The 11278-nt window shown below is 69.1% G+C and carries 9 protein-coding genes; 5 read left to right on the top strand and 4 right to left on the bottom strand.

From position 1 onward, the window contains the following. The 4 genes from ACS5PM_RS28815 to ACS5PM_RS28800 form a co-directional block, all read left to right on the top strand. The coding region (locus ACS5PM_RS28815; RefSeq protein WP_439391383.1) for a hypothetical protein at positions 1-296 on the top strand (296 nt) is incomplete at its 5' end. A gap of 13 nt (positions 297-309) precedes the next feature. Beyond that, complete coding sequence (pabB, locus tag ACS5PM_RS28810; RefSeq protein WP_439391382.1) at positions 310-2178, top strand: aminodeoxychorismate synthase component I; 1869 nt, start codon at positions 310-312, stop codon at positions 2176-2178. 33 nt (positions 2179-2211) lie between these two features. After that, positions 2212-2898, top strand: a complete 687-nt coding sequence (locus ACS5PM_RS28805; RefSeq protein ID WP_439391381.1) for an HAD family hydrolase — start codon at positions 2212-2214, stop codon at positions 2896-2898. 84 nt (positions 2899-2982) lie between these two features. Continuing rightward, complete coding sequence (locus ACS5PM_RS28800; protein ID WP_439391379.1) at positions 2983-4104, top strand: methyl-accepting chemotaxis protein; 1122 nt, start codon at positions 2983-2985, stop codon at positions 4102-4104. 20 nt (positions 4105-4124) lie between these two features. Here the strand turns inward: ACS5PM_RS28800 and ACS5PM_RS28795 are convergent, their stop codons facing one another. The 4 genes from ACS5PM_RS28795 to ACS5PM_RS28780 form a co-directional block, all read right to left on the bottom strand. Continuing rightward, positions 4125-4769 carry a M48 family metalloprotease gene (locus ACS5PM_RS28795; protein WP_439391377.1) on the bottom strand — a complete coding sequence of 215 codons (645 nt, stop codon included), beginning with the start codon at positions 4767-4769 and terminating at the stop codon, positions 4125-4127. A 128-nt stretch (positions 4770-4897) separates the two neighbouring features. Beyond that, positions 4898-5527, bottom strand: coding sequence for a response regulator (locus tag ACS5PM_RS28790; RefSeq protein WP_439391376.1), 630 nt, complete (start codon positions 5525-5527; stop codon positions 4898-4900). Continuing rightward, a complete protein-coding gene (locus ACS5PM_RS28785) occupies positions 5524-6873 on the bottom strand; it encodes a histidine kinase (RefSeq protein ID WP_439391374.1) in 1350 nt (449 codons plus the stop codon). Before ACS5PM_RS28785 ends, ACS5PM_RS28790 begins: the two co-directional genes overlap by 4 nt. Beyond that, on the bottom strand, positions 6870-7787 hold the full coding sequence (locus tag ACS5PM_RS28780) for an alpha/beta fold hydrolase (RefSeq protein WP_439391372.1): 918 nt from the start codon (positions 7785-7787) through the stop codon (positions 6870-6872). Before ACS5PM_RS28780 ends, ACS5PM_RS28785 begins: the two co-directional genes overlap by 4 nt. 277 nt (positions 7788-8064) lie before the next feature. On the opposite strand from ACS5PM_RS28780, the gene ACS5PM_RS28775 reads away from it, so the two are divergent. Further along, positions 8065-11166: a sensor histidine kinase gene (locus tag ACS5PM_RS28775; RefSeq protein ID WP_439391370.1), complete on the top strand. Its 3102-nt coding sequence runs from the start codon at positions 8065-8067 to the stop codon at positions 11164-11166. Positions 11167-11278: the final 112 nt, after the last annotated feature.

Below are 11278 nucleotides of genomic sequence, written 5' to 3'. Positions count from 1 at the left end.
CACCGTTCGGCCTGAGCACCACCCCGTCGTTCGGCCTGAGCCTGTCGAAGGCCCCGGAGTGGAGCGCCGGCCTGCCCTTCGACAGGCTCAGGGCGAACGGGGGAAGGGATTCGGCCACTTCACCGTTCGGCCCGAGCACTACCCCGCCGTTCGGCCTGAGCCTGTCGAAGGCCCAGGGGTGGAGTGGTGGCCTGCCCTTCGACAGGCTCAGGGCGAACGGGGCAGGGGATTCGACCACTGCGCCGGACGAAAGGGTCGGGCAGTTCGGAAAGGGCCACCGTGGGGTGGCCATGTGATGAGAGGGCTGGCATGAGTTGCTTCGCACTGCTGGACGACCGGGCCGCCACGCCGGAGTGCCCGACCAGCCGCCTGTACACCGGCTTCGTGCGCGAGCACTGCTGCCAGGATCCGTCCGTCCTCGAGGCGATGTGGTCGCGCGTCGAAGCCGACCAGGCGGCCGGCCTGCACGCGGTGGTGCTGGCCGACTACGAGTGGGGCGCGAAGCTGCTGAAGGCAGGTACTGAGCACCTGGCGCCCGATGACGACGCAGCCTTGCGGGTCCTCATGTTCCGGGACCTGTTGCGCATGCATGCGGCCGAGGTGGACGCCTGGCTGCACGGGTTGGAGCACGCCGAAGGCGAGCACGGCCACCCTTGCGGCGTGATGAACCTGGAGCCCAGCGTGGATCGCCCTGAGTTCATCCGCTGCATCGACCGCATCCACGAGGCGATCGCGGCCGGTGAGACCTACCAGGTCAACTACACCTACCGGTTGCACGGCCAGGCCTATGGCTCGCCGGTGGCGCTGTACCGTGCCTTGCGGGCGCGGCAACCGGTGAGCTACGGTGCCTTCATCGCCTTGCCGGAGTTTTCGGGGCCGGCCACCCACGTGCTGTCTTGTTCGCCGGAACTCTTCCTGCGCCATGAGTCCGGCCTGCTGACGGCCCGCCCGATGAAGGGCACTGCCGCGCGCATCGTCGCTCCCGAGGGCGACAGCGAGACGGCGCGACTGCTGGCCGGAGACATCAAGAACCGGGCCGAGAACCTGATGATCGTGGACCTGCTGCGCAACGACCTCGGTCGCGTGGCGGAGGTCGGCTCGGTCAAGGTTCCGTCGCTGTTCGCGATCGAGCCGTACGCGACCGTGTTCCAGATGACGTCCACGGTGCAGGCGAGGCTGAGGCCCGGGATAGGCATGCCCGATCTGCTGCGAGCGGTCTTCCCCTGCGGCTCGATCACCGGCGCGCCGAAGCACCACACGATGGACCTGATCGCCGGCCTGGAATCCACGCCGCGCGGCCTCTACTGCGGGGCGATCGGCTGGCTGGACAAGCCCGGGCTCGCGTCGCCCGTGGGGGACTTCTGCTTCAGCGTGGCCATTCGCACCCTGGTGCTCGACGCCCCGGCGTGCGGCCTGCGGCCCCTGACATTGGGCATTGGCGCCGGCATCGTCCAGGACAGCCGCGCGCGCGACGAATTCGACGAGTGCCTGCTCAAGGCGCGTTTCCTCACCGGACTCGATCCGGGCTTCGGCTTGTTCGAGACCCTGCTGGTCACGCCCGGGGGAGCGGTCCGGCACGTCCAACGCCATTTGGAGCGCATGGGCCGCAGCGCCCGTGTCCTGGGCTTCACGTTCGACCGGGTCGCGGCGGCCGCCGAGATTTCGCAACGCTCGGCCCGCCTCGTGCGCGGCGTGGCCTATCGCCTGCGCCTGGAACTGGCGCATGACGGGCAACTGCGGGTCACGCAGGCTCCGCTGCAGCCGTTGCCCTGCGAGGAGGTCACGCTGCTCCTGGCGCCCTGGCCACTTCCCGACGAGCGCCCGCTGTCCGGCCACAAGACGACGCTGCGTGCCGCGTACGACGAAGGCGTGCGCGCCGCGGAGGCGGCGGGGGCTTTCGACAGCCTGTTCTTCACTCCCGACGGCCGGCTGGTGGAGGGCGGGCGCAGTTCGGTCTTCGTCCGCCTGGCGGGCCGCTGGTGGACGCCGCCGGTGGAGGACGGCGCGCTGCCCGGCGTCATGCGCTCGGTGCTGCTCGCCGATCCGGCCTGGGCGGCGGGTGAGCGGAGCCTTTCCCGGCGCGATCTCCTCGCCGCCGAGGAAATCGTCGTCTGCAACGCCTTGCGTGGTGCTGTAAGGGCCCGCCTGACGCAGAGGCTGGGAGCCCTGGCCGCCTGAACCTCGTCCGGCCGCAAGCCGAAGGGTGCACCCATGAACCTCGCTCTTTTCGACCTCGACCACACGCTGATCCCCTTCGACAGCGGGATGGCCTGGACGCAGTTCCTGGTGGACGAGGGCGCCCTGCCTGAAAGCGCCACCGGCGACTACCTCGCCTGCTGCCAGCGGTACGTCGAGGGCACGCTGGACATCCATGAGCTGCACCGCGCGAGCGTGGCGCCGCTGGCGAAGTTCCCGCGGGCCCTGCTCGACCAATGGGGACGCGAGTTCGAGATGCAGATGGCCGGCCGGGTACCGGCCTCGATGCGCGCTCTCGTCAGCCGCCACCTCGAGGCGGGCGACATCTGCGCGATCGTGACGGCGACGACGCGCTTCATCGCCGAGCCCTTTGCAAGGCTGTTCGAGGTGGATCACCTGGTGGCCACCGAGCCGGCAACGGTCGACGGCTCGCCGCTCGGCGCCTTGACGGGGGAAATCGCGGGGCTGCCTTGCTTTCGCGAGCACAAGGTCACGCGGGTCGGCCAGTGGCTGTCGGAGTGCCAGCCCCCGCTGGCCGAGAGCCTGGCCGGGTTCGAGCGCTCCTGGTTCTACACCGACTCTTCCAACGACCTGCCGCTGCTGGAAGCGGTGACCCACCCGGTGGTCGTCCACCCCGACGAGCGCCTGCGAGACCGCGCAATGCGTGAAGGTTGGCCGGTCTTCGATCTCAGGGACGCTTGAGCTGGCGCCGGAGCAGTCCGAAATAGCCTGCAGCGCGCCATGCCCGCCCAGCGCACGAGGCAGCGCCATGCAAGGAGACAGCAAATGGAATGGATTCGTCGGGTCAGCCTGGTCAAGCGGGTGGTCATCGGTTTCGCGACCATGGCGGGGATGCAGGCGCTCATAGGCGCCACCGCCCTGAGCGTTCTTCAAAGGCCGGGCATGCCGGAGACCGGCTCGGCGACGCTGCTGATAGGGGGCCTGACGGGCCTGGGCTGCGTGCTGGCCTTCGCCGGGGGATGGCTCATCCGCGGCAGCATCAAGGAATCGGTCGAATCCACCGTCCAGTGCGTGGTCCGCATCGCTGGCGGCGACCTGGAAACCAAGATCAGCTCCCCGGGCAAGGACGAGATCTCCTGGCTGCGGGCCGAGCTGAACAGCATGCGCAAGAAGCTGCGCACCATGGTGCTCGACGTGCGCGAGACGGTGGCCAGCGTGAACACGGCGTCCGAGGAGATCGCCAGCGGCAACTCCGACCTGTCCTCGCGCACCGAAAGCCAGGCCAGCGCCCTGCAGCAGACCTCGAGCTCCATGCACCAGCTGGCCGAGACCGTGCGCAGCAACGCCGAGAACACCCACGAGGCCCGCCGCGTGGTGACGCAATCCAGCGATGTCGCCACGCGCGGGGCCGCGATGATGCGCGACGTGATCGCCCGCATGGGCGAGATCAACGGCAGCGCGAACAAGATCTCCGAGATCATCGGCGTGATCGACGGGATCGCCTTCCAGACCAACATCCTCGCCCTCAACGCGGCCGTCGAGGCGGCTCGTGCCGGCGAACACGGGCGCGGCTTCGCGGTCGTCGCCTCGGAGGTCCGAAGCCTCGCCCAGCGCAGCTCGACGGCCGCCCGGGAGATCAAGACCCTGATCGGCGACTCGACCGAGAAGGTCTCGGCCGGCTCCCAGCTGGTGGACGAGGCGGGCCGCACCATGCAGGAGATCCTCGACAGCGTGAAGCGCGTCGCCGGGCTGATCGGCGACATCGCCGAGGCCGGTCAGTCGCAGAACGCCGGCATCGAACAGACGCACCAGGCAATCGCCCAGATCGACACGATGACCCAGCAGAATGCGGCGCTGGTCGAGCAACTGTCCGCCGCGGCCCAGTCCCTCAAGAGCCAGTCGGGCCGGCTGTCTCAGTCGATGAGCTCATTCCACGTGGCGGCTTGAGGCCTGCCGCGCCGGGCCGGTCATTGCGTCCCGGCGCCGCTGTCCTCGGCGGCTGCGTGTCGCAGTGACCTGACGCGTTTCATGGTGCCGGGGTGCGTGGCGGTATCGCCGTGCACCCCTTCCTGCATGAGGGCCTGGACGAATTCCTCCGGCGGCCGACCGAGCCCGCGCAAGGTGCGCATGGCGAAGAGGTCCGCCTCGAACTCCTGCTGGTGGGCCAGGGCGGAGGCGTCGTAGCCGAGCAGGGCGGCGATGGAATCGGTGTGCGACTGCACCACCTCGCCGGGGATGTAGGCCAGGTAGAGATTGCGCATCTGCGGCCAATGCTTCAGGGCGACGTGGCCCAGTTCGTGGGCCAGCACGAACATGCGCTCGCCTTCGCCGGTGGCGGCGAGCGACTCGTCGACCACGATGATCCGGCCCTGCAGCGTCTCGGCGAGGGGCGCGCCCGACACCACCCGCAACTCGACCGCCGGCAGGGGACCGGCCCCGCGCAGCACCGCCTCGAAACTCTCCCGGATCTTGACGGCCGACGGCGCCGCGGCATCCACCACCGGGTGCGAATCGAGACGCACCTGCTGGGAGCGCTCCAGCACCTCGCCGATGCCTTCGCTGGAGACGGCGGCGCTACCCACTGCCAGGAACATCACGAACAGCCACCGCATCTGCACCACCTCAGGGCCCGACCCGTCGAAATGACCGGGTTTGCACTTATTTACGAGGCAACTAGCGTGCCAACTCCAAGGGTTTTCCCTTGGAGCAATGCACTATTGCCGCGCCGGGCGAAGGCGATCTAGATCTGGATGAGGCCCCACTGCAGAGCGACCAGCGTGAGCTCCGACTGGTTGCTGGCACCGAGCTTTTGCTTGATGTGATACAGGTGGGTGCCCACCGTGCTGGGCGAGAGCTTCAGGTTGTCGGCGATCTGCGCCACCGACTGGCCGCGGGCCAACTGCAGGAAGACGGAGAACTCCCGCTCGCTGAGCGCCTCGGTCGGGCTGGTCTCGCCCTTGACCTGCGCCATGGCGAGTGCCCGGGCGGTCTGGGGATCGACATAGGCTTCGTATGCGGCCACGGCCGTGACGGCGTCGATGAGCGCGTCGGGCGCGCTGCGCTTGGTGAGGTAGCCCAGCGCGCCGGACCGCAGCACCCGGCGGGGGTGGGCCGTGTCCTCGTGGGCCGACAGGGCCAGGATGCGCGCCTTGGGATCCTGGGCGATCAGGCGGCGGACCGCCTCCAGCCCGCCCATGCCCGGCATGGACAGGTCCATGACGACCACGTCCGGCTTCACCCGCGCGTACTCGCTGCAGGCCTGCTCGCCGGTCTGCAGCTCGGCCACCACCTCGACCTGCGCATCGGCCAGCAGCATGCGGAAACCCATGCGAACCAGCGCATGGTCGTCGACGAGCATCACACGGATCATTCGCCCTCCAGGGGAACAAGCAGCCGCAATTGCACCCCGCGCGGCGAGGCGGGCTCCACGTCCAGGCGGCCGCGCAGGGCCTGTGCCCGCTCGCCCAGCCAGCGCAGGCCGTAGTGCCCCGTGCGCTGGGCCCAGTCGGGCGGCAGGCCATGGCCGTCATCGACCAGCGACAGGAGCACCTCGCCCGCCGTGCCACGCACCTCGAGGCGCAAATGGCGTGCCTCGCCATGCCGCAGGGCATTCGTGATGCCCTCCTGCGCTGCCCGGTACAACGTCAGGGCCAGCTCGGCCGGCAGGTGGGCCGGCCCGAGGTCGACCTGCAGCTGGATCCCGACCTCAGGCTGCAGGCGCTGCGTGCGCTCGGCCAGGTCGTGCAGCGCGTCGGCCAGGCCGAAGTTGTCGAGCACCAGGGGCGTGAGCCGCGGGATGATGCCGTGCATGGCGTCGTACAGCCTCGACGATTCATCGGCTATCAACCGGGCGGCCTGCTCGGCCTGGCCGTCGAGCGGGCCGACGCGCTGGGCGATGGACAGCGCCATGCTGCGGATGGCGGTCACCGACTGGCCCAGCTCGTCGTGCAGCTCGCGCGCGATCAGGCGCCTTTCCTGCTCGACGTGCTGCTCGATCCAGCGCGTCAGCTCCCGGCTGTCGGACAGCTGAAGCTCGGCCCGCACCGCTCGCTTCTCGGTCTCTATGTGGGTGTTCAGGTCACGCACCATGCGGTTGAAGGCGCTGCCGATCGCGGCCGCCTCGGTGCCGGGCAGGGGCGGCAGGATCACGTCGAAGCGGCCGGCCTGCACCTGGTTGAGCGCTTCGACGATCTTGCCGAAGGGGCGCGCCGTTCTTCCCACCAGCCAGAACACCAGGGCATTGAGCACCAGCAGCAGCACCAGCGCGCCGCCGGCCAGCCAGCGCACGTAGTCCCAGGCGTCCACCGCGGCCCGCGAGGCATTGGCACGAACCACGAGCTTGCCGTCCGGAAACTCGATCGATTGAACCGAAGGCGGCGGCGAGATCAGCGCCTCGAACCAGTCGGGCGCGTCGCGGCCGGCCTTGTAGGGCGAGGGAGGCGAGCGGTAGAGGCTGGTGCCCTGTGCATCGAACAGCTCGATGTCGTTCGAGCGCACCCGGCCCACGCCCTGCAGGAAGGCCAGCATGGCCGGCGTGCCCTGCGCGGCGTAGCGCCAGGCGGTGCGGTTGAGCAACTGGGCGGCGACGCGGTTGGCGGCCAGCACTTCTTCGTGCACCGACTCTCGCATGCTGCGCAACTGCAGGGCGATCACCGAGGCGGCGAAGAGCACCGTGAGGGCGCCGACGATGAGGTTGATCTTCAGCCGCAGCGTCATGGTGCGAACCGGCCCTGTCGGGCGTATGTGTCGAGGGCGCGGACCATCGCGCCGGCCATGGCGGGGTGCGTCGGGTCATGGCCTACGCCGTCCACCCATTGCAGCCGGCTTGGCGGCAGGGCGCGGTGCAGCGCGAGGGCGCCTTCGGGCCGGCAGACGCGGTCGATGGTGCCGTGCAGCAGCAAGATGGGCACGGGCGGGATGGCCTCGCAGCGTTCGAGCAGCGTGGGCGAGTCGAGCCAGCAGTGGTGCAGGAGGTAGTGACTTTGCACGCGGTAGCGGTCTGCGAGTGCATCGAGCAGGGCCTGGGAGGGCGTGGTGTCGTCCTGCATCCCCGTGGCCAAGGCCTGCTCCCATCGTGCCCAGGCTAGGGCGGCTGCATGTCGGCGCAGCGGGTTGGCTTGGCCCAGTTCGTCGGCAAGCCAGGGCAGGGGGTTGCCTCGCTGCGCGTGGGGTGCGGCCGCGGTGAGCGCCTCCCAGGCCCGGGGCTCTTCGGAAGCAGCGCCGCCGAAGAACCAGGCGATGTCCTCGGCACGAGCGAGGAAGCTCGATCGCAGCAAGAGGCCGGCCACCGCCTCGGGCTCCGCGGCGGCATGCGCCAACGCCAGCGCCGCCCCCCAGGAGCCACCCACGACCAGCCAGCGCTGGATGCCGAGTTGCTCTCGCACGGCGTGCAGATCTTCGAGCAGTTCGGCGGTGGTGTTGTGTTCAACGGCGCCGCGCGGATGGCTGGCGCCCGCGCCACGCTGGTCGATGCAGACGATGCGGTAGCGGGCCGGATCGAAGAAACGCCGCTGCAGCGGCGTGCAGCCCGAACCAGGGCCGCCGTGCAGCACCACCGCGGCAACGCCGTCGGGCCGGCCATGCTCCTGCACGTGCAGCGCATGTCCGTGGCCGACGGCGATCCGATGCATCCGAAACGCAGGGGTGTCGAAGTGGAGCAGGGTGGGCGGCGAAGACACGAGGTGATGGTATCGGTCGCGGCCCCTGGCGGAACAGGGCGAGCGCGAGGCTGCGGCTTTCGCAGGCAAAGTCTGGAACACCCGGTCCGTGAAGCGCCCCACCGAAGCTCGCCTTCGTCCTGGCGGCGGCACGTGGCTGGCCGATCTTCCAATGGTCGATGGCGATCTACCCGACAGTGAGCCTTTCGAGATAGGCTGCGGCCAGGCCGAAGCGGCGAAAGGATTCCTCTTGAGCCCACTGGAAGGTTACCGTCGAAGCCGCCTCGTGCCGGGCCTGCTGCTGGTATCGGCACTGTTCGCCCCGCCGTCCCCCGCCCGCGCGACGGCGCTCGATCCGCCCCTGCAGATCGCCCAGTACGCGCACACCGCGTGGACAGCGCCCGAAAGCTCCGAGCTGGGCCTCGTCATGGCGATGGCACAGACGCCCGACGGCTACTTGTGGATCGCCGCGTCGTACGGTCTGTTCCGCTTCGACGGCGTTCGATTCAAGAAGTGGGAGCCGCCGGACGGTCAGTCGCTGCCGGACCAGCCCTACTGCCTGGTCGTGTCGCGCGACGGCACGCTTTGGATTGGGACCTACGCCGGCCTGGCCAGCTGGAACGGCCGCGAATTCATCCGACGGCATCCCGAGGTCGGCGTGGGGTTCGTGACCTCGCTGTTGGAAAGCCGCGACGGTACCGTCTGGGCAGGCGTTCTCGCGGAGCCTGGTCGGCTGTGCGCCGTCCGCGCAGGCCAGGTCCGCTGCTCGGTCGCCGAGGGGAGCGGTTTCGGCGGCTTCGTCTGGAGCCTGGCCGAGGATCGGGCCGGAAATCTATGGCTAGGGGCCGAATCGGGCGTCTGGCGATGGAGCCCCGGGACGCCCCGGCGCTACCCGATGACTGGCCTGCGCGTGGGCGACCTGACCACGACAGTCGATGGAGACGTCCTCGTCGGCGTCATGGGCGGCGGCCTCAAGCAGATGGCAGGCGAGCAACTGGTGCCGCACCGGTTGCGGGGCGCCACCAGACCCTACGAATGGCTGGCCGACGGCGATGTCAAGTCGAACAAGCTGCTGCGTGACCGGGAAGGCGGCTTGTGGATCGGCACCCAAGACCAGGGTCTCATCCACGTCAAGGACGGCGAGTCGGACAGGTTCACCCAGGCGGATGGCCTGTCCGGCAACATCGCCTGCAGCCTGTTCGAGGACCGCGAGGGCACCATCTGGTTCGGAAGCAGCAAGGGGGTGGATCGCTTCCGCAGGCTGCCGGTCACCACCCTTTCGTCCCGGCAGGGCGTGCCCCACGAGTTGACGACAGCCGTCGTGGCCACGACCGACGGCAGCGTGTGGGTAGCCACCCGCGACGGACTGGCGCGATGGAAGGACGGCCGGCCGATCGTCTACAGGCAGCGCGAAGGGCTGCCGCATTCGAGGGTGCAGACCCTGTACCAGGACGCCGACGGGCGCCTGTGGGTGAGCACCGAGGGCGGCCTCGCCTACTTCGCCAAAGACCGCTTCGTGGCGGCGGACGGCGGCCCCAGCACCGAGGTCTATGCCATGACGGGGGACGCGCAGGGCAACCTCTGGCTTTCGGGCAACAAGGGACTGGCACGCCTGCATCGCGGCCGGTTCGTCGAGAACGTTCCGTGGGAGACCTTCGGCCGTCGGGGATCCGCCCACGACATCCTCGCCGACAGAGGCGGGCTGTGGATGGCATTCTGGGACAGCACAGGGGTGTCGTATGTCAAGGACGGCAAGGTCCAGGAAACTTACGCATCCGAACAAGGCCCGGGTGAGGGCCAGCACGTCGCCAGCATCCGGCTCGACGCGGATGGATCAGTCTGGGCCGCAACCGGAGCGAGCGGGCTTCGCCGGATCAAGGATGGCCGCGCCATGTCGCTCTCCGTCGCCAACGGCCTGCCGTGCAACCGGATCCACTGGTCTATTCCGGACCACAAGGGTTCGCTGTGGATCTACACGGCGTGCGGCCTCGTGCGGGTGTCGCGTGACGACGTGGCCGCCTGGATCGCCGACCCCAGCCGCCGGGTCACGCCAAAGGTGTGGGACGGGGCCGATGGCGTGCCACGGCGCCAGGAAGCTTCGACCTACTTCAATCCGACGGTGGCCAGGAGCCCCGATGGCAAGCTCTGGTCGACCGGGGTGGCTGATGTGCAGCTTTTCGACCCCGACCAAATGGCCCCCAACGCGGTGCCGCCGCCGGTTCAGATCGAGACCCTGGTCGCGGATCACCAGTCCTACGCTGTCGCCGACGGTCTGCGCCTGCCGCCGCTGGTCCGCGACGTTGCCATCGAGTTCGCCGCACTGACCCTGGTCGACCCCAAGAGCACGCGCGTCCGCTACCGGCTCGAAGGCCACGACACCGACTGGCAGGAAGCCGTCGACAGGCGCTTGGCGAGCTACACGAACCTGCCGCCAGGCCAATACCGCTTCCGGGTGAAGGCGGCCAACAACAGCGGCGTGTGGAACGAGCAAGGCGCTCAGCTCGAGTTCTCGATCCAGCCGGCCTTCTACCAGACGACGTGGTTTCGCATCACCTGCGCTGCCCTGCTGATCGGCCTGGCGTGGAGCGGCTTCCAACTCCGGCTTCACATGCGCATCCGGCGGCTGCATCGGCAGTTCGAGGCGACGCTCGAGGCGCGCGTGGCCGAGCGCACGCGCATTGCGCGCGACCTGCACGACACCTTGCTGCAGCGGTTCCACGGGCTGCTGCTGCAGTTCCAGGCCGCGTTCAACCTCCTGCCCGATCGCCCGCGCGAATCGAAGCAGGTGCTTGCCGTCGCCATCGAGCAGGTGGCCGAGGCGATCACGGAGGGCCGCGAAACCGTGCAAGGCTTGCGGGCCTCGACCCTGGAGAAGAACAACCTCGCGGAGTCCTTGCGCGCACTGGCACGGGATCTCGCGAACGAGAACGGACATGCGGCATCGGCGCATGTCGAAGTGCAGGGCACGCCGCAGGCTTTGCATCCGCTCGTGCGCCACGAGTCCTTCCGCATCGCCGGCGAGGCGCTGCGCAATGCCTTCCGCCATGCCGAGGCGAAGCAGATCGGCGTCGAGATCTGCTACGACCCGCGGCAGCTGCGCGTGACGGTGCGCGACGATGGCAAGGGCATAGAGGCGGATGTGCTGGGCAAGGGCGAAAGGGAAGGGCACTTCGGCTTGAGCGGGATGCGCGAACGTGCCGAGCTGGTCGGCGGAAAGGTCACGGTCCGCAGTGGCCCAGGAAGGGGGACGGAAGTGGAGTTCAGTGCGCCCGGGTCGCAGGCGTACGGCAAGTCGCCACAGGCCCGGTCATGGCTGCTCAGGATGTTCGCCTCCAGGGAGATCGCCGAATGAGCGAAGACTCGACCTCATCCCGGTTCTGTGTGGACGATCTGGAGGCCACCCACCGCTGCGAGTCCTGCCCCGGCCTCGTCGGGTGATTCATGAAAATCGATTCGGCCTCGGG

The sequence above is a fragment of the Ideonella flava genome (genome assembly GCF_051857595.1).
Classification (GTDB): Bacteria; Pseudomonadota; Gammaproteobacteria; order Burkholderiales; family Burkholderiaceae_C; genus Ideonella.
Note: the sequence above shows the minus strand (reverse complement) of the source record. Positions and strands in the feature narration are given on the sequence as shown.